Source organism: Mucilaginibacter frigoritolerans (genome assembly GCF_007830615.1).
GTDB lineage: Bacteria > Bacteroidota > Bacteroidia > Sphingobacteriales > Sphingobacteriaceae > Mucilaginibacter > Mucilaginibacter frigoritolerans.
This window is the reverse complement of sequence record NZ_VLLI01000001.1, coordinates 570,213-589,680: the sequence shown is the minus strand read 5'-3', so window position 1 is coordinate 589,680 and position 19,468 is coordinate 570,213. Positions and strand designations below refer to the sequence as shown.

Below are 19,468 nucleotides of genomic sequence, written 5' to 3'. Positions count from 1 at the left end.
AAATAAAAAAAGCTAACACATTGCTATTAGCTTTTAATAATATTTGCATTATAAATCGGCAAAATCATCAATAGCAGCTTTTTTAACTATTGTAATTGTTGTTGCTGTTTGTGATTCATGTTGTGCAGCAAAGTTCTTTTGATCAATATTTTCTAAATGATTATACTTTAAAGTATAATCATTTACGTTACCACTTAAATTAGCTTTGGCTTCATCGTTTACAGTTATATCAGCAGTAAAAGCATCTAAATTTAATTTAGCAGATGCATGGTTATGAAGATCAACATTAAATTCAATTTTTGAAATATTTCCGAATGATCTTACTTCTGCATTGTCATATGCTGATACTGAACGTAGATCAAAAGCGGTAACCCATACCACTAATTTTTCTGCTTTATATGATGATATACTCAATACACCATTACGGCTTTGAACAAGGGCACTTTCGGAGTAATATTTATTATAAACTTTTACTTCATCAGCAGTACCATCAGAAATATATAATTCTACATTTCCATGGACTTCAATTTTGTTGATGGCACTGATGCCTGTTAAAACAGTTACATTTTGATTAATTAGAGGTGCTGCTGCATAGGTTAAATTTGCTATTCCTGCGGTTAAAACAAGGGCAGTGAATATAGTTAAGAGTGTAGTTTTCATGATATTAATATTTTGATTGTCAATTAATTATTCTTTATTTTCAAATACATCAATATGACGAATAGCAGTAAAAAACGTTACAGCAAAACACCCTCTATTAGTTATATATGGGCTTTTTTTCGGTAAAAGCTGGAAGATGGTCGGTGAAAATAAATGGTTCAGGCAGGGAGAAGAAATATTCTTTATGGTTATATTAGTACCACTAATGCTTAAATATTATAAACAGATATAATAAATTCAAAAAACCTAAGTTTGTAATAGTATCAATTTTAATAATATGGTAAAAATATACTCTTTCAAAAATCTTTCCTTTATATTGGTTTCCTTATCATTACTTGCTTTAGCATCATGTAAAAAGGAGCATCATACTACTGTAGCAACTCCCACCAAGCTTGGATTATATGCCTACAGTTCATCAATTTATAAAGAATTAGGCATTGTTATATCAAAAGTTGGTACCCAAAACCTTGATTCACTTTTGGTATTTGATACCGGTTCAGGAGGAATGGTAATTGATGCGACAAATATATTACCTGCATCAATGATTAGTACTTCGGGTTTTGTTTTTACAGGCGATTCAACTGTAGTTGATGGTATTACCTTAACTAACCAAACATCAAGTATTGCATATGGGGTTGACTCAGCAACAACAGAAACAGTTTATGGAAATCTGGCCTATGCATCTGTAACCATAGGTGATGAAAATGGGAGTATTGTTATTAAACGTCTGCCTTTCTTTTTGTATTATAAAGCAGTTGATTCACAAAACAATATTCTCCCTGCTCATGAATTTGATGTTTTTGGTGTATCTTCAGAATATGACCTCCAGTTCTCAAACAATGTTAATATAACAAGTCCATTTAGTTATTTTGACCCTGGAACTGGTTTGACTAAGGGGTTTAAAATGTCAGCCATTGGAACAAGTGATTATTCCTATTTGGGCACTTATGTTGATGCTCTTACACTAGGCTTAACATCCGACGATCTTTCAGGCTCATCAGGCTTTTCGTTTGCCACATTAAGTTATTATCAGGGGGATGGTTATGCACCAGTTATTCCGGGAACTGTTACCTATAACAATAAATCATTTGCATCTTATGTATTGTTTGACACCGGAACGGAACCATATAGCTATTTAGAAGATCCAACATACGCAGGTAGTGGTACTAATTTATTGCCAACAAATAGTGCTGTATCTGTTTCTACTACATCGGGCTTTACCTATTCATATGTAACGTCTGCTACAGAAAACTTAACTAACGTTGAAAATCCGGGTACAGCAAATGGCAATGAAACTGTTTTTGGGCTGGAATTCTTTTTAAATAATGAATATATGATTGATTTTACCGATCACAAATTAGGGTTGAAAAATAATTAGAATTATTTATTCCCGAAATAAAAAGCAGCTATAGGTATATTATCTATAGCTGCTTTTTATTTCGGCCCTATCAGTACCGGCAGTGTAATTTTCAAAAGATGGGAGAACTGCATTTTTATAAGCAGGTTTTTGCAATTCCAATTTCAGTTTTTTAAATATCTGCATAGGCCCATCAGTTGCAAACATGTTAACCATCCAAGCAGGGATATTGCCTCCTGGTTCAACGTGCAATGCGTATTCAACTTTAACGTGATCACCACATGGTATAATTGTCCATTTACCGCTTGAATGATCAATACGTACAACGCCTTTTTTTACCGGAACAAATCCTGGTACGGCAGGTCCGTTAATTTCTACCACTTTTGTTACTGGATTTTGTGAAACAGTTAAATGAGCTACAAAATCCCTGTTTGCTGCCGGCCAGGGTAAATTTACTTCTGAATAGTAATAAAGCTCAGATGGGGAAACCTGTTTAATTAATGTACAGCTTTTAGTATGGTAAACCCACTCTGTACTATTATTCACATCCATAAGTACAGCAACCAGTTGTGCTGGAGTTGCCTGTACTTCACATTCAACCTTTATAGCTTTAATTTTTGAATCAGGAACCTGGCTGGTATAGATTTTTATTCCTTCTTTTTCAGTATTTAATTTCCAGTCACTTTGGCCGAAAACATTAAGCTGTATAACCAACAAAAACAGCGATGAAAGTAATATTTTATTCATAATAATAAATGCTAGAATTTAACAGTTGACCAAATCAATCAACAAGTCAAAAATAGATACTTGTTAAAATATATTTATCAGGCTTAAATCATTTACAGAAACTTTACAAAAAGCAGATAATTAAATTCATTTTTCACTTGCCTTTTGTTAAAAAGTTATTCTATAAAAAAAGCCACCTGTTCAAAACAGATAGCTCCCTGAATATATATTGAACTTGCTAAAGTGCTATTAAAGAACGGCTACGTCTTCGTTTTTTGTTTCGGCGGGCATGCCTGTCTTGTTTTCGGTATAATGAACGGCTGAAAAGTTATAGCTATTTACACTTGATCCTACACTGTGTTGTAAGCTTAAATCGTTGGCTGTGCCTTTTAAATTGGCTTTAGCGTGGTCATTTAAGGTTACATTTGCGCTGAAAGCATCCAAATTCAAATTGGCTGAGGCATTGTTGTGCAAATCAACGTCGAACTCAATTTTTGAAATATTACCGAATGATTTAACTTCTGAATTATCATAAGCAGATACTGAACGAAGATCAGCAGCAGTAACCCAAACAACCAGTTTTTCATTTTTGTATGATGATATACGCAATACCCCATTGTGGCTTTGTACCAATGCACTTTCGCCATAATATTGGTTATAAACTTTTACCTGGTCGGCTGAACCATCAGAGATATAAAGCTCAACATTGCCATACACTTCAATTTTGTTGATAGCACTGATATCAGTTAATACGGTAACGTTTTGATTTTTTACAGGTGCTGCTGCATAAGTTGAATTGGCTATTCCTGATACTAAAACAAGTGCAGTGAATACGGTTAAAAATGTAGTTTTCATGATATTTAATATTTTGATTGTCAATTAATTATTTATGTTTTTAAATACACCAATATGACGGCGGCCAACAAAAAACGTTACAGCAATATTGCCTGTATTCTACATACGGTGGGTTTTTATCGGTAAACGCGGCGAAGACGTCGGCGAAATTTCCGGCAATAGACCTATCCTTTTATGCCTTCTGAAAAGCTCATCATTCCTTGGTTATAATTTTAAATAAATTATTAAATAAATAAACGTTTACTTATATTTGTATCAAAGTTTTCTTAAACAAGTAATAAAAGATTAAAATGAGACCAAAGAGTTTGGAAAAAGAGGAAGCCATCCGTACTATGGCTCTGCAAATAATTGCAAAAGAAGGACTCGAGAACTTGAGCATGCAGAAATTGGCTAAAGCAGCTAACATATCTCCCCGTACCATCTACCTTAAATATGAAAACAAAGAGGATTTTTTGATTAAGCTTTTTATTGAAGAGGTATTGGGCAACTATGAATCTGCCATTCTAGAAGATTTTAGCCCCACTATGGATTTTACGGAAGGCGTTAAAAAAATATGGATGAACGCTTTCCAATACTTAAAAAACAACAAACCCTCATTCGCGCTAATTAAATATGGAAAATCATCTCCCCTTTTGAACAAAGCCTACCAGCAGAAAAACATTAAACAAGGGGATTACTTTTCGCCTATTCATAATTTTTTAGAGTTGAATATAACCGCAGGAATTATTAAAAACTTCCCGCATGATGTACTCAGAGCTTTATTAAACGCCCCCTTAATTGATTTAGTAAGTGAATATTTCGACTATCTGGATAGGCCACAGCAAATAATTACTGAAGAAATGCTTACAGAATGTTGTGAATCAGTAATAAAAGGGCTATTAAAATAATTGATAAAACAAGAACAATGAATACCATTAAAAATAAAAAAATAGCTATTGTAGGCGCAGGACCGGGAGGATTAACATTAGCCCGGCTCTTACAAATGAGCGGAGCTGACGTACAAGTATACGAAAGAGATATAAATAAAGACGCAAGAGCCAAAGGGGCTACCTTGGATCTGCATGATGAATCGGGCCTAAAAGCAATACGGGCAGCCGGCTTGATAGAAGTTTTTAAAGCAAATTATCGCCCGGGAGCTGATAGGTTGCGTATCATGGATAAAAACGCAAATATTGTATTTGACGACCATGCAAATGAAACCATTGTGATGGGCCAGCATGATGAAAATTTCAGACCGGAAATTGACCGCGGTCCACTACAACAAATTTTATTGGACTCATTGCAACCAGATACTGTAAATTGGGATAGTCAATTTGTATCACTCACCCCTCAAAATAACTCGTGGATACTGGAATTTAAAAATGGGACTTCTGTACTTTCTGATATTGTAATTGCAGCAGATGGGGCCAACTCAAAAATCCGTCCGTATATTACCGAAACACCTGCTTTTTACTCAGGAATTACTGCTATTGAAGGCGCTGTATATCATTCAGAAACAGCAAGTCCGCGGGTCCACAAGTTATTAAACGGCGGTAAAATATTTGCCATTGGGGATGAGAAAACTTTAATCGTCAGCTCTAAAGGAGATGGCAGCCTGGTATTTTATACAGGTTCCAAAACCACGCAAAATTGGGTTGTGGAAAGTGGAATAGATTTTTCAAACAAAGCTCAGGTACTCGCATGGTTTAAAAAAGAATACTTCAGTTGGGATAACGTATGGCTGGAATTGTTTGAAAATGCAAGCTCATCATTTGTACCGCGTCCAATTTATTGTATGCCACTGGATCAAACCTGGGAGGCATTACCTAATCTTACTATACTGGGCGATGCTGCGCACCTTATGCCCCCTTATGCAGGCGAAGGTGTAAATATGGCCATGCTGGATGCTTTAGAATTAAGCATATGCCTTACAAGCGCCGATTATAATGACACCTTATCAGCTATTGCAGCTTATGAAAAACAAATGCGGTTAAGGGCTTCAGAAATAGCAGAACAATCACTGGTATCAGGTGATGCATTGCACTCAGCAGATGCTATTTCTTTTATGCTTAACGTACTCGGCCAAAACGATTTGAACAGTTGATAAAACAAAAAAGCTATCTGCCTTAACAGATAGCTTTCCAGAATATATGTTGAACTTTTGCAAAAGTTAAGCTTAGATGCCTACTACTTCTTCAGTTTTGGCTTCAATTGGAAAATTGATTTTATTTTCAGTATAGTGAATAGCTTTTAAATTATAGTTATTTACACTTGAAGATACATTATGGCTCAAACTAAAATCATTGACATCACCACTTAAATCAGCTTTAGCATGATCGTTAACAGATACGTTAGCAGCAAAAACGTCAAGGTTCAATTTAGCTGATGCATTGTTATGCAAATCAACACTGAATTCGATTTTTGAAATATTACCAAATGATTTTACTTCTGAATTATCAAAAGCAGATACAGAATGAAGGTCAGAAGCGGTAACCCAAACCACTAATTTTTCATTTTTGTATGATGAAATACGCAATACACCGTTGTGGCTTTGTACTAATGCGCTTTCGCCATAATATTGATCGTAAACTTTTACCTGATCTGCAGAACCGTCAGAAATAAATAGTTCAACATTTCCATGAACTTCAATTTTGTTGATAGCGCTGATGTCAGTTAATGTAGTAACAACTACATCATTTGTGGTAGCAGCATAGGTTAAATTTGATATTCCAAATACAATAACTATTAATGTGATTATGGATAAGATTTTTATTTTCATTTTATTAAAACTTTGATTGTCAAATAATTGTATTCTTATAATTTTTAAATACATCCATAAGACGATACTATTTTTAAAACGTTACAGATTATTTTATAAAATAGATGAACGCCTTATTTTCATCGGCAAAGGTGGGGTTTTTATCGGCGAAATTTATCACCATAGTGTAATTATTACACTATCAAATCAACATTAATTGTACTTTAATTAAAGGGCCAGGGCAACGTCTTACAAGTGCCCGGAAGAGAGTAAAATTAGCCGATTACTAGTTTATCACCGGCAAATTTTATTTTTCCGGCATCAAGCAGCACCCTAATGGTATCTATTTTTTCTTTTTCGGTACCAATGTTGGTTGAGATAACCAAAGTAGGCAGGTCAAGGGATGAAGTATTTAATAACTGAACTATTTCGTTCGTAATATCATCAAATATTTCTGAGCTATTCTTTTGCCTTTTTTCTTCCAGGCAAATATCACATATCCCGCATTTTTCAGCATTTAACTCATCAAAATAAGCGAGAAGCATTTGGCTGCGGCATTTTTTATGAGTGGCGTAGGCAAAAACCGCCTCCATCTTTTTAAGGTAGATAGCTTTGCGCTGCTCAATTGCTGCTTTATTAATGTACAATGCATCGGTATGCTGGCGTGGCTTCAAATAAGTTACCTGGGGCTGATCAGTTTGTTGCAGATAACTTAGTATTTTAAATTCCTGTAGTTTTTTTAACCCTTCAATAACCTGTTGCACATTCATATTTGCACGGCGTGCAAGATCAAATTCCCGCATGCTTACATAATTATCAAAAGATCCACCATAAGAGCGTAATATCGTTTTAATAAAAGGGTCCCAGCCGGGATTTTGGATCTGGAAATTATACAATTCTTCATTATCTATGTCAAACCGGAATCTTGATGGCAAAAAAACGCTTTCATTGAATGATAAGTATTCATCTTGTTCTAAAAACTTTAGCGCATTAATAGTTTTAACGGGTTCTAACTTAAAGCGAGTACAGAACTCACTTAAGTTAAGATCAAAGCTTAATCCCTCGCCTGTCTCAAAAGCTATTTGATAAAAATTGGCCAGGTAATGATATACCTGCTTAATTTCACCGACAGTTGGAAAACTAAGTTCAAATTTCTTTTCTTGCTTAAGTCTGTCCGTGTAATTATATAATAAAACAGCATATGCTTTATGCTCATCGCGGCCTACCCTGCCAGCTTCCTGATAATATGCTTCCAGACTTTCAGGCATGTCCTTATGGATAACAAAACGTACATCGGGTTTATCAATACCCATTCCAAAAGCATTGGTTGCTATAATGATACGGGTGCGGCTATTCTTCCAGCTTTCTTGTTTAGCTGAACGTAAGCCAGCCTCTAAACCTGCATGGTAATAATCGGCTTTGATACCATTATCATTGTAAAATTTGGCTATTTCAACGGTTTCTTTCCTGCTTCGCACATAAACAATACCACTGCCTTTTACACCTTTTGCAATATCAAGCAACTTTCTGGATTTATTCTCTTCATTTTGAACTATATAACTAATATTTTTCCGCTCAAAACTCATTTGAAAAACAACAGAATTTTTAAAAGATAGCTTTTGCTTTATATCTTCCCTTACCTCCGCAGTGGCAGTTGCCGTAAGCGCTAGAACAGGAACATCTGGATGCAATTCTCTCAAATCAGCTATATGTAAATATGGGGGCCTGAAATCATAGCCCCATTGTGAAATACAATGTGCTTCATCAACCGCTATCAAATTCACATTCATATATTTGATCCGCTCGCGAACCAGCTCAGATAACAAACGCTCGGGCGAGAGATATAAGAATTTAACAGCGCCATAAATACAACTATCCAACGCTAAATCTATCTCTCTTTTACTCATCCCAGAAACAACAGAAACAGCTTCAATACCTTTAGCTTTAAGATTTTCAACCTGATCTTTCATTAAGGCTATTAAGGGAGACACCACAATACAAACCCCATCCTTAGCCAATGCCGGAACTTGGAAACATACAGATTTACCACCACCTGTGGGTAAAAGGGCCAAAGTATCATGCCCTGTTAAAACAGATTGAATGATCTCCTCCTGCATCGGGCGAAAAACATCATGGTTCCAGTACTGTTTTAATATCTGTTGTAATGTCATTTGTTATTTTGAAACCTATGCTCTCAATTTTTATTTTAAGGCTTTACCTGTTAAATCAAAAATTGAGTGTACAGATTGTAAAGATAAATTCGAAATCGAACATCCAAAACCTAAAATCCTTTAATATTTATAAATTCGCGGTTACAAACCCTGATATAATGAAATTCATCTGCGTTACCTTTCTCTTTTTATTTGTTGCAATTGGTTCATACGCCCAGAAATGGAATGTGGAAAATCCTCCGGGGCAACAGAAAAAAATAACCATAACTACTGACGAAGGTACCTGGATGAATTTGGATGTTAGTCCTGATGGCAGAGCTATCGTATTTGATTTATTGGGCGACATCTATAGCATGCCTATTGAAGGAGGGAAAGCAACTTTACTTGCAGGCGGCAAAGCATGGGAAATTCAACCCCGTTTTAGTCCTGACGGTAAATTGATATCCTATACCAGTGATAAGGATGGCGGTGATAACATATGGGTTATGAATAGCGATGGAAGCAATAAACACGCTATAACCAAAGAAAATTTCAGGCTATTAAATAATGCATCATGGGCGCCAGACGGGCAATTTTTAGTTGCCCGTAAACATTTTACCGGCACCCGCTCATTAGGCGCGGGTGAAATGTGGCTTTATCATAAAACAGGTGGCGAAGGGATACAACTCACCAAAAGAAAAAATGACCAGCAGGACGCCGGTGAACCAATAGTCTCTCCGGATGGTAAGTATGTATATTGGAGCGAAGATGTAACTCCTGGCCCTCAATTTGAATATAATAAAGACCCTAACAAAGGTATCTATGCTATAAAGAGATTGAATAGGCAAACAGGTGATATTGAAACGGTAACGGGTGGAACCGGTGGTGCCTGCAGGCCTCAGATATCGCCTAATGGTAAATTGCTAGCTTTTGTAAAACGTGTAAGGTTAAAATCTGTATTGTATATTCATAATTTAAGTACCGGTGAAGAGTGGCCTGTATATGATGACTTATCACACGACCAGCAGGAAACATGGGCCATATTTGGAGTTTATCCAAATTTTGCATGGCTTCCAAACAACACCGGTCTTGTGTTTTACGCAAAGGGCAAAATATGGAGCCTAGATATTACAACGCTGAATCCCATTCAAATACCTTTTGAAGCTGCCTCGCAACAAAGTATCACTGAGTCTCTTCATTATCAGCAAAAGGTTTTTCAGGATGAATTTCCGGTTAAAATGATCCGACAGTTAACCACCTCACCTGATGGAAAGGTGATTGCATTTAATGCCGCGGGATATATTTACATTAAGAGCTTACTTGGCGGAAATCCAACAAGAATAACTGCGACCAATAATTTTGAATATGAACCGTCCTTTAGTCCAGATGGAAAATCGCTGGTTTATATTGACTGGAGTGATGAGCTGAAAGCATCGGTAAATAAGATTGACCTCACTACTTGCCAGGTAACCAGATTAACAGCAGAAAAAGGTTTTTATTATTCGCCTAAATTTTCAAACAAAGGAGATAAAATAGTTTATCGTAAAGGCGAAGGAAATGAAACATCAGGATTTGCATTTGGTCAAAATCCAGGCATTTATACCATTTCTATAAATGGCGGCACTCCCAAAATGATCATCAACAATGGCATTTATCCGCAGTTCTCCACTGACGATGCCAAAATATATTACCAAAGTAGTGAAGGCGATAAAAAGGCATTTAAAATAATGGATACAACCGGTGCTAACCAGCAAACATTGTATACCTCCAAATATGCAACACAATTTAATCCCAGCCCCGATGGTAAGTGGATGGCTTTTACTGAATTATATAATTGCTACATCACTCCAATGGTTTATACTGGTAGTGCTCAGGAATTATCGGCAGCAAACAAAGCTATTCCGTTAAATAAGTTAACCCGCGATGCCGGAACATATTTGCACTGGAGCAATGACAGTAAAAAATTAATGTGGACATTAGGTCCAAAATATTTTGTAAGAGATATAAGTAGCGCCTTTCCTTTTATTGATGATAGCTCTGATAAAACTCCAACTATTGATACCGCAGGTATTGATATCGGTTTAACCCTTAAAGCAGATTTACCTACAGGAGTTATCGTGTTTAAAAACGCCAGAATTATTACCATGAAAGGTGATGAAGTGATTGAAAACGGCGTAATTATTGTTAATCAGAACAGAATAACAGCTATAGGTAAAGCAAGTGACATTCACGTACCTGATAGCGTTAAAGTTTATGATCTGGCAGGCAAAACGGTAATGCCGGGCATTGTTGATGTACACGCACATCTGCACACCAGCCCCGATGGTATTTCGCCACAGCAAGACTGGAATTATTATGCAAACCTGGCTTTTGGTGTAACTACTTCACACGATCCATCCAGCAATACTGAAATGGTTTTCAGCCAGTCGGAAATGTTAAAGGCCGGAAATATGGTTGGCCCCAGAGTGTATTCTACAGGTACCATTCTTTATGGCGCAGATGGTGATTTTAAAGCCGTAATTAATAGTCTGGACGATGCCCGTTCTAATTTGCGAAGGTTAAAGGCTGTTGGTGCATTTTCAGTTAAAAGTTATAACCAGCCAAGACGTGAACAACGTCAGCAAATTATTGAAGCTGCCCGTGAACTACAAATGGAAGTAGTACCCGAAGGAGGTTCAACCTTTTTTACCAATATGAATATGATATTGGATGGACATACAGGTATTGAGCATAATATACCTGTTTGGCCAGTTTATAAAGATGTAAAAACATTATGGAATAATAGCAAATCAGGCTATACCCCTACTTTAATAGTTTGTTATGGTACCCAATTTGGTGAAAACTACTGGTATGACCGTACAGAAGTTTGGAAAAATGAACATTTATTAAGCTTTACCCCACAATCCATAATTGATGCCCGGTCAAGACGCAGAACGACATCTGAATATGGCGATTACGGTCATATTGAGGTATCAAAGTATGTAAAACAAATTGCTGATGGCGGCACCAAAGTTAACCTTGGCTCCCACGGGCAAATACAAGGGCTTGGTGCCCACTGGGAACTTTGGATGCTGGTACAGGGGGGAATGACACCGATGCAGGCCATACATTGCGCCACCATTAACGGCGCTTCATATTTAGGGATGGATAAAGAAATTGGCTCATTAGAAGTCGGAAAATTAGCAGACCTGGTTGTTTTGAATGATAATCCGTTGGATGATATTCGTAATAGCGTGAAAATAAAATATGTAATGGTTAATGGCCGTCTTTATGATGCTGATTCAATGAATGAAATTGGGAACCATGAAAAACCACGTTTGCGTTTCTGGTGGCAGCAAAATCGTGGTGAAATGACCAATTTACCTTTAGGTAATACCGAAACGTATTTATTTAATACACAGGATGGTGACTAAAAATTGGTGCTATTGAGATTTTCATTTATTTATATCGATTATCAAATTCTTTAAAGTAATTTTCACAAGCCGTTGATTAACCAATTATAAAAATCAGGAAAATCTCCATTCCATTGCTTTTCATTATGACTGGCACCTTTTATAATTATAACGGGTGATCTTTTTATGCTCACACTTTTTGAACTAATAATATCAGCCATTTTATTCATGTCATTTACCATACTGTCACTTTCCGCATCTCCGCAAACAAAATAAAATCTTGATTTACTTAAAAGCTTCTGCTGTTTAGCAAACTGATAAATTTCGGGAGCAATCCAAAAAGCCGGCGAAAATATTCCAGCATTACCAAATACATGAGGATATTTTAAGATAGCATACATGGAAATTAATCCCCCCATTGAGCTTCCGGCTATAGTTGTATGTTTAGCGTCAGTTTTTGTACGATACTGTGCATCAATATACGGCTTAAGCGTTGTTACTATAAAATCAATGTAGTCACTCCCTCTACCCTTTCCATATTTTGAATCATACGGATCGTATTCCGTTATCCGATGGTCACCACCATGATCAATGCCCACAATTATACATTCTTTGCTATCAGGTAGTTTGTCCATAAATTCATCAATACCCCATTCTCCGTACCCTGAAGTATAGGCGTCAAACAAATTCTGCCCGTCGTGCATATAAATTACAGGATATTTTTTTCCGGAAGTTTGATATCCGGCAGGCAAATAAATCCATATTCTTCTTTGCCTGCTTAACTGTGGAATATCAAAAGTCTCACTTATTATATGAACCTGTGCAGTTGCCGTATGCATTTTTTCAGGTTGGGCGAAATTGTCTTGCCAGCCTTTTATATCAACAGTGATAGTAGTATCATTTAAAACTTTAATGATTCGGTTTTCGACAGGTTTGCCATCAGCAGTACATTCAACTGTTTGCCAGCTTCCCCTGGTCACTTTAAAACGGTAAATACCTTTAGGCATATGTTTTAAAAGGTGTGAATAACCTAATGAATCGGAATGTAATTCCCATGCTGAGTCAGCAGGGTTCCAATTGTTAAAATTGCCTGCCAAAAACAGGTGTACATTTGACACTTTGACTGGTAATTTATTACTTGTTTTAAAGACAATTATTTGTTGCCCTTCCAGCAAAAAAAATTGAGCAGAAAGCAAAAACGCGCAGAAAATTTTTTTTTTCTTCATTATAAAATGTCGACAAGACGGTTAATTTTCCGGGAACGTTCCCGGAAATCCATTACATATAAGTAAAATTACCAATTGTGTAATTTATACACTTTTTAAATGCAAAAACTTCGTTTTTCTTAAAATTTGAAGCAAAATTTATGATTTTATTAAAATAAAATACACTCATTTCATGTTTCTTTAAAGTTAATAATAGACCAATAAAAACCTCAAAAATTATCTTTTATATAATATTTGCATTTATTACTTCTAAGTGTAAATTAGGCACATGCTGTTTCAGCAGCACAACAAACCAATTGTAGCAGGCACAAATTGCCTTTTTTTAATTACAAAACAAAAAAAGTATATGAGAAAAAATTACTTAAAAAAGTATGTACTTCTATGCGCTTTTATGATGATTTCTGTCATCGTTTTTGCACAAAGCGGAAGTATAAAAGGTAAGGTAGTTGATGAAAATAATCAGCCCCTGCCCGGAGCAGCGGTTAGTATTGATGGAACCACTATCGGTTCCCCTACTGATTTAAATGGTAACTTTACCATTACCGGTATTAAATCTGGTAACTATACGCTTACTGCAAAGTTTCTGGGTTATGTGGACCTTAAAAAAACAGTGACTGTTACCACTTCAGCAATAACTATTAATTTTGGTTTACAACCACAAAGTACAGGATTAAACGAAGTTGTGGTAATTGGCTACGGAACTGAAAAAAAGAAAGACTTAACCGGTGCAATTGCAACAGTAACCGCAAAAGATTTTAACCAGGGTGCTATTACCACCCCCGAACAATTAATTCAGGGCAAAGTTGCTGGTGTTTCCATTATTTCAAACAGTGGTGCACCAGGTTCCGGAAGTCAGATCCTTATACGTGGGGGTGCTTCAGTAAACGGAAGCAATCAACCACTCATTGTTATAGATGGTGTTCCGTTGGATGCTGGCAGAAACGCTGATGGGACCTCAAGAATTTCAGGGGTAGCAGATCCATTAAGCTTAATTAACCCCAATGATATAGCATCTTTCTCTATTTTAAAAGATGCCTCTGCGGCGGCTATCTATGGTAACCGGGCTTCAAATGGTGTAATCATCATCACAACCAAAAAAGGCCAGAGCGGTAAACCACAGATCAATTTCAGTACCCAATTCTCTGTTGGAAAATTAACTAAAGAAGCCTCTGTTCTATCAGCAAATCAATTTAGAACCTATGTCAAGTCACAAGCTACTGCTCCTGGTGACACTACTTATTTGAATCAGTTAGGAACAGCAAATACTGATTGGCAAAAACAGATTTATCAAACCTCTGTAAGTACCGATAATAACCTTAGCATTTCTGGAACAGCTGGAAAGTTACCATATAGGATTTCCGTGGGTTATACAGATGATGACGGTATTTTAAAAACCAGCTCTTTAGAACGCTATACCAGCAATATCAATTTAAGCCCTAGCTTATTTACAGATCATTTAAAAATCAATTTTAATTTCCTGGGTTCACAGGTTAAGCAACGATTTGCAAACCAGGGTGCCATAGGAAGCGCAGCCAGCTTTAATCCAACGGATCCTGTTTATTCGGGCAATAGCGCTTATGGTGGCTTTTATGAAGTTTTATCGCCAACCAGTACCAACCCCGAGAATTTAAACACACTTGCAACCAGAAACCCGCTTGGTTTGTTAGAAGAGGAGAATAATAGAAGTACGGTTTACAGGGCAATTACCAGCTTAGCTCTAGATTATAAACTGCATTTCTTTCCTGACCTGCATGCGAATGTAAATCTTGCCTATGATGGTTCAAACGGACAAGGGTATGATATTATACCAGCTTCAGCTGCTTCACAATATCCAGGTACAGCAGATGCAAATGGTGTACTTCAAAGAGGTAAAGATTCCAAATACAAAGGTGTAACAGGTAATAGCACACTTGAGGGATACTTAAGTTATGCTCATGATTTTAAATCTATTAAAAGCCATGTTGACGCGGTTGCTGGTTATTCAACTCAAACCTATTCCATTACGAATACCAATTACCTAACTTATTTTAGTAATGGTGAGGTGCAGCCAAATTCAGCATTCAATTATCCTACTGATTTGCAAAAAAGTGAATTAGCATCATTATATGCCAGGGTAAATTATTCATATGACAGTAAATATTTATTAACCGGTACTATCAGAGAGGATGTATCAACAAGATTTGCTCCGGGCATCCGTACAGGATATTTCCCTTCTGTGGCTGGTGCATGGGTTATCAGCAATGAAGATTTCTTGAAAGGAAACACAACATTATCAAACTTAAAATTCCGTTTAGAATATGGTGTTACCGGTAACCAGGATGGAATAGGAAACTATGATTATCTATCACCATATTCGTTAGGTAATAGATCTGCCGAATATGAATTTGGTAATGGCACCTATTTTCAGGTATATCGTCCGGGAGCATTTTATCCAGGCAGAACATGGGAGTCAACAGCTACAACAAACGCTGCATTTGACTACGGTTTTCTTAATGACCGCATCACAGGTAGTTTGGATCTGTATTTCAGAAAAACTAAAAACCTGTTAGCTACCATTAATGAACCAGCAGGTAGTAACTTTGGTAATCAAATAGTTGCTAACGTGGGTAACATGCAGGATAAAGGCCTGGAATTTAGTGTTAATGTAAAGATAATCGACACAAAAGATCTTTCATGGACTGCCAGTGTTAATGCTACTGTTGACAGAAATAAGATCACTAATTTGACATCTATCCCTAACCCCAATTTTCCGGGTAACCAAGTTGGAGGTATTTCAGGTGGTATAGGAACAACTATTCAAATTGACCAGGTTGGCTATGCTAAAAACTCTTTTTACACCTATCAACAGGTTTACGGAGCTGACGGCAAACCACTTGATGGCGTATTTGTAGATAAAAACGGTGACGGACAAATTACTAGCTCAGATCTTTCGGTTGCACACAGCCCTGACCCACAAGAATACTATGGAATCAGTTCAGAATTAAGATTTAAAAAAATCAGCTTTGGCTTTTCTGCAAGAGCTAATGTGGGTAATTACGTTTATAACAACATTTATTCTGCAACCGGTTTTAGAAGTAATTTCATAAACCCAATAAGCCTATACAACGGTTCAACTAATGTGCTGCAAACCGGCTTCAGCGGACTTAACGCTTCAAATGAATATTTGTCAGATTATTTTGTTCAAAATGCATCTTTCTTCAGAATGGATAATATGCATGTAGGCTATAATTTTGGAAAAGTATTTAAGAACACAGGCGACCTAAGAATTAGCGGAAGTGTTAATAATGTGTTTATCATTACCCAATACAAAGGAGTAGACCCGGAAGTAACCAATGGTATTGATAACAATCTCTATCCAAGACCACGCACCTACATTTTAGGTTTAAATCTTAGCTTATAATATTTGTAATTTATTACGACAATAAATTTAACATGAAAAGAAATTTAACAAAAATAGTTGTGGTAGCAGGCTTATTAGCTGTTAGCATTACATCGTGTAAAAAGAAACTGATACTTTCACCAAATGATGCTGTTACGTCACAGCAGGTTTTCAGCACACCAACAGGCTATACACAAGCTATGGCAAAAGTTTACGGTAGCTTTGCTCTTACAGGTAATGAAGGCCCATCCGGACAAGGTGATATAGCCGGTATTGATGAAGGTACATCCGATTTTTTTCGTTTATTTTGGAATGTGCAGGAGCTAACTACCGATGAAGCAGTTATTACTTATGGTGACCCTGGGGTACAAGACCTTCACAGTATGGTTTGGTCAGCAACAAACGCCATATCACAAGGTTTATACTATCGTTCACTTTATCAAATTACTTTATGTAATAACTTCCTGCAGCAATCAACTCCTGCATTGTTAGCCAGCCGTGGCATAACAGGTGATGATGCTACCAAAATTGCTTATTATGCTGCAGAAGCCCGTTTTTTACGTGCTTACCAGTATTGGGTGTTGATGGATATTTTTGGTAACCCACCTTTTGTAACTGATGCTACCCAAATAGGTTCTGTTATTCCTAAACAAATTTCAAGAGCTGACCTCTACGCATATATCGTTAGTGAATTAAAAGCCATTGATCCGTTAATGGTGAAGCCCAACCTAAATGAGTATGGCAGAGCTGATGAGGCGGCTGTATGGGCTTTACTTGCACGTGTTTACTTAAATGCCCAAGTTTACACTGGTACTGCTGATTACACTGACGCCATTACTTATTCACAAAAAGTAATTAGTGCCAATTATGGACTGATAGCAGATTTTACCCAATTAATGTTGGCTGATGATAATTTAAATAGTATTGCTGGCGGTGGTAAAACAGGAGAATTCATTTTTACTATTAACTATGACGGTACAAGAACACAAGGATACGGAGGCTCACAATATTTAACACATGCTCCGGTTGGTGGTTCAATGCCTCCTGCAAAATTTGGTATCAGCAGTGGCTACGCGGGGTCAAGAACTACAAGTAATATCGTAAATCTTTTCCCGGCACCAGCTACTACCGACACTACAAATTTCCCTAACAACGGCAATGCCGATAAACGTGCAGAGTTTTGGTACCCGGGTCAAAGTATAGACATTACAAATGTCACTACATTTTCTAGTGGTATAGGTGTTAATAAGTTTAGAAACGTAACCCGTACAGGCGCACCTGGATCCGATCCAACTTTTTGCGACGTTGATTTACCATTGTTCCGTTTACCTGAAATGTATTTGATTTATGCAGAATCCGTATTACGTGGCGGCGCGGGAGGTGACGCGACAACCGCACTTGGGTATATCAATACGTTACGTACAAGAGCATACGGTGGTAGTACAGCTGGTAATATTACACTACCGGATCTTACCACACAATTTATACTGGATGAAAGAGCCCGTGAGTTATTTTGGGAAGGTTTTAGACGTACTGACCTAATTAGATACGGTTTATTTACCAGCGGATCATATTTATGGCCGTTTAAAGGTGGTGTAGCCAACGGAACAAGTGTTCCTGACTACCGAAATTTATTCCCATTACCGCAAACTGACTTAGCTGTTAACCCAAATCTTATTCAAAATAAAGGTTATTAATAACCTTAAAATATAAATGATCACTTAACGGTTTAAAGTGTATTAATTAAAAAAGAAAAAGAAAATGAAAAAAATTCTAACAAAATATTTGGCACTGAGCGGCATTTGCATGCTCATATTGTCAGCTTGTAAGAAAGACGGCAATCTTGTTACTTCTAATGGAGGTAAAGCTGGCACGCTTACAGTAACCAGTACAAATTTGGTTTTGGATAAAACAAAATTTGATTCGACCTCATCAATTGTGACATTTAATTTTTCGGCAGCCAGTTACGGTTATAGCGCTGCGATTACCAATACGCTGCAAATTGATTTACCCGGAGATAATTGGAAAAGTCCGGCATCTGTAACATTAAGTGCTAAAACGTATACTCAAAGCTTTTCAACAGCAGATTTTAATACGCTTCTGTTAAAATTAGGAGTTCCAGCCGGAACTCCTACTCCTATACAGGCCAGAATTCAGTATTCCCTTTCATCAACTGTTACGCCAACTTATTCAAACGCATTATCACTTACTGTTACTGCGTTTAATTTAGTATCGTACATTTATGTTCCTGGTTCATATCAAAGTACAATTACGGCTAACCAATGGATACCTGCAACCGCTGATAGTTTAGTCTCTCCAACAGATAATGGGGTTTATACCGGGTACGTTTATTTTCAAGCTGGTAGCCAGTTCAAAATAACGCCTGCTAATAATTGGAATACTTCTTATGGCGACGCTGGAGGCGGTAATATAAGCCTTTCGGTGGGCACCAATCTAACTGCGCCGGGAGCCGGACTATATTTATTAACCGTAAATACTATTAAAAACACTATTACCTATTCTCCATACATCCATACATGGAGCTTAATTGGCACTGCTGCTATTGATTGGAATACTGATATTGAAATGCCATTTAATCAAAATGCAAATGCATATCAGGTTACCTATGCATTAAATTCGAGCGGACAGTTTAAATTCCGCGCCGATAATGCATGGTCAATTGCTTTGGGAGATGTTACGCCAGTTACTGGGCAATTAACCTCAAATAATGGGGCTAATATAAATGTACCAAGCAATGGCACGTATTTGATTTCATTAAGTTTTGGAAATCCTTTACTTGCTCCATCCTATACCTTGGTAAAGCAATAAAATAACACCGAGAGTTGATTTAATTGATACGCCCGTCTGGTTTAAAACCAGCGGGCTTTTTTACGTTCAATTACATCGTTCAAAACAAAAAAAAGCAGCACAATTATAAAATTGTGCTGCTTTAACTTCCTGAAAGCTATTACCCATTAAGCTTGGG

At 36.9% G+C, this 19,468-nt stretch carries 13 protein-coding genes; 7 read left to right on the top strand and 6 right to left on the bottom strand.

Annotated features, from left to right (window positions below; genetic code table 11):
- Positions 1-48: 48 nt before the first annotated feature.
- On the bottom strand, positions 49-660 hold the full coding sequence (locus JN11_RS02480; protein WP_144909280.1) for a GIN domain-containing protein: 612 nt from the start codon (positions 658-660) through the stop codon (positions 49-51).
- Positions 661-937: 277 nt separating this feature from the next.
- Here JN11_RS02480 and JN11_RS02475 point away from each other — a divergent pair, with 277 nt between their 5' ends.
- Positions 938-2,038 carry a hypothetical protein gene (locus JN11_RS02475; RefSeq protein WP_144909278.1) on the top strand — a complete coding sequence of 367 codons (1,101 nt, stop codon included), beginning with the start codon at positions 938-940 and terminating at the stop codon, positions 2,036-2,038.
- Between the two features lie 39 nt (positions 2,039-2,077).
- Here JN11_RS02475 and JN11_RS02470 read toward each other — a convergent pair whose 3' ends face one another.
- Positions 2,078-2,764 (bottom strand): START domain-containing protein, encoded by a 687-nt coding sequence (locus JN11_RS02470; protein WP_144909276.1) that lies wholly within the window; start codon positions 2,762-2,764, stop codon positions 2,078-2,080.
- A 228-nt stretch (positions 2,765-2,992) separates the two neighbouring features.
- Positions 2,993-3,598, bottom strand: a complete 606-nt coding sequence (locus JN11_RS02465; protein WP_144909274.1) for a GIN domain-containing protein — start codon at positions 3,596-3,598, stop codon at positions 2,993-2,995.
- A gap of 290 nt (positions 3,599-3,888) precedes the next feature.
- On the opposite strand from JN11_RS02465, the gene JN11_RS02460 reads away from it, so the two are divergent.
- Positions 3,889-4,485, top strand: coding sequence for a TetR/AcrR family transcriptional regulator (locus tag JN11_RS02460; RefSeq protein WP_144909272.1), 597 nt, complete (start codon positions 3,889-3,891; stop codon positions 4,483-4,485).
- A gap of 17 nt (positions 4,486-4,502) precedes the next feature.
- Positions 4,503-5,681: an FAD-dependent oxidoreductase gene (locus JN11_RS02455; RefSeq protein WP_144909270.1), complete on the top strand. Its 1,179-nt coding sequence runs from the start codon at positions 4,503-4,505 to the stop codon at positions 5,679-5,681.
- A 72-nt stretch (positions 5,682-5,753) separates the two neighbouring features.
- Here JN11_RS02455 and JN11_RS02450 read toward each other — a convergent pair whose 3' ends face one another.
- On the bottom strand, positions 5,754-6,356 hold the full coding sequence (locus tag JN11_RS02450) for a GIN domain-containing protein (protein ID WP_144909268.1): 603 nt from the start codon (positions 6,354-6,356) through the stop codon (positions 5,754-5,756).
- Between the two features lie 254 nt (positions 6,357-6,610).
- Positions 6,611-8,506 (bottom strand): RecQ family ATP-dependent DNA helicase, encoded by a 1,896-nt coding sequence (locus tag JN11_RS02445; RefSeq protein ID WP_144909266.1) that lies wholly within the window; start codon positions 8,504-8,506, stop codon positions 6,611-6,613.
- Between the two features lie 158 nt (positions 8,507-8,664).
- Between JN11_RS02445 and JN11_RS02440 the strand changes: the two genes are divergently transcribed.
- Positions 8,665-11,898, top strand: a complete 3,234-nt coding sequence (locus JN11_RS02440) for an amidohydrolase family protein (protein WP_144909264.1) — start codon at positions 8,665-8,667, stop codon at positions 11,896-11,898.
- Between the two features lie 62 nt (positions 11,899-11,960).
- On the opposite strand, the gene JN11_RS02435 is transcribed toward JN11_RS02440, so the two are convergent.
- Positions 11,961-13,103: an alpha/beta hydrolase gene (locus tag JN11_RS02435; RefSeq protein WP_144909262.1), complete on the bottom strand. Its 1,143-nt coding sequence runs from the start codon at positions 13,101-13,103 to the stop codon at positions 11,961-11,963.
- A gap of 346 nt (positions 13,104-13,449) precedes the next feature.
- On the opposite strand from JN11_RS02435, the gene JN11_RS02430 reads away from it, so the two are divergent.
- The 3 genes from JN11_RS02430 (at position 13,450) to JN11_RS02420 (ending at position 19,311) form a co-directional block, all read left to right on the top strand.
- Positions 13,450-16,503: a SusC/RagA family TonB-linked outer membrane protein gene (locus tag JN11_RS02430; protein ID WP_144909260.1), complete on the top strand. Its 3,054-nt coding sequence runs from the start codon at positions 13,450-13,452 to the stop codon at positions 16,501-16,503.
- A 32-nt stretch (positions 16,504-16,535) separates the two neighbouring features.
- The gene (locus tag JN11_RS02425; RefSeq protein WP_144909259.1) at positions 16,536-18,179 is read left to right on the top strand and encodes a RagB/SusD family nutrient uptake outer membrane protein; all 1,644 of its coding nucleotides are present in this window, start codon (positions 16,536-16,538) and stop codon (positions 18,177-18,179) included.
- A gap of 64 nt (positions 18,180-18,243) precedes the next feature.
- Positions 18,244-19,311, top strand: coding sequence for a SusE domain-containing protein (locus tag JN11_RS02420; RefSeq protein WP_144909257.1), 1,068 nt, complete (start codon positions 18,244-18,246; stop codon positions 19,309-19,311).
- Positions 19,312-19,468 lie beyond the last annotated feature (157 nt).

What these genes read in the sequence shown, in the direction of transcription:
- JN11_RS02480 (WP_144909280.1), bottom strand. Translation starts at nt 660, where the DNA reads ATGAAAACTACACTCTTAACTATATTCACTGCCCTTGTTTTAACCGCA.
- JN11_RS02475 (WP_144909278.1), top strand. Translation starts at nt 938, where the DNA reads ATGGTAAAAATATACTCTTTCAAAAATCTTTCCTTTATATTGGTTTCC.
- JN11_RS02420 (WP_144909257.1), top strand. Translation starts at nt 18,244, where the DNA reads ATGAAAAAAATTCTAACAAAATATTTGGCACTGAGCGGCATTTGCATG.
- JN11_RS02440 (WP_144909264.1), top strand. Translation starts at nt 8,665, where the DNA reads ATGAAATTCATCTGCGTTACCTTTCTCTTTTTATTTGTTGCAATTGGT.
- JN11_RS02445 (WP_144909266.1), bottom strand. Translation starts at nt 8,506, where the DNA reads ATGACATTACAACAGATATTAAAACAGTACTGGAACCATGATGTTTTT.
- JN11_RS02430 (WP_144909260.1), top strand. Translation starts at nt 13,450, where the DNA reads ATGAGAAAAAATTACTTAAAAAAGTATGTACTTCTATGCGCTTTTATG.
- JN11_RS02470 (WP_144909276.1), bottom strand. Translation starts at nt 2,764, where the DNA reads ATGAATAAAATATTACTTTCATCGCTGTTTTTGTTGGTTATACAGCTT.
- JN11_RS02455 (WP_144909270.1), top strand. Translation starts at nt 4,503, where the DNA reads ATGAATACCATTAAAAATAAAAAAATAGCTATTGTAGGCGCAGGACCG.
- JN11_RS02435 (WP_144909262.1), bottom strand. Translation starts at nt 13,103, where the DNA reads ATGAAGAAAAAAAAAATTTTCTGCGCGTTTTTGCTTTCTGCTCAATTT.
- JN11_RS02465 (WP_144909274.1), bottom strand. Translation starts at nt 3,598, where the DNA reads ATGAAAACTACATTTTTAACCGTATTCACTGCACTTGTTTTAGTATCA.
- JN11_RS02460 (WP_144909272.1), top strand. Translation starts at nt 3,889, where the DNA reads ATGAGACCAAAGAGTTTGGAAAAAGAGGAAGCCATCCGTACTATGGCT.
- JN11_RS02425 (WP_144909259.1), top strand. Translation starts at nt 16,536, where the DNA reads ATGAAAAGAAATTTAACAAAAATAGTTGTGGTAGCAGGCTTATTAGCT.
- JN11_RS02450 (WP_144909268.1), bottom strand. Translation starts at nt 6,356, where the DNA reads ATGAAAATAAAAATCTTATCCATAATCACATTAATAGTTATTGTATTT.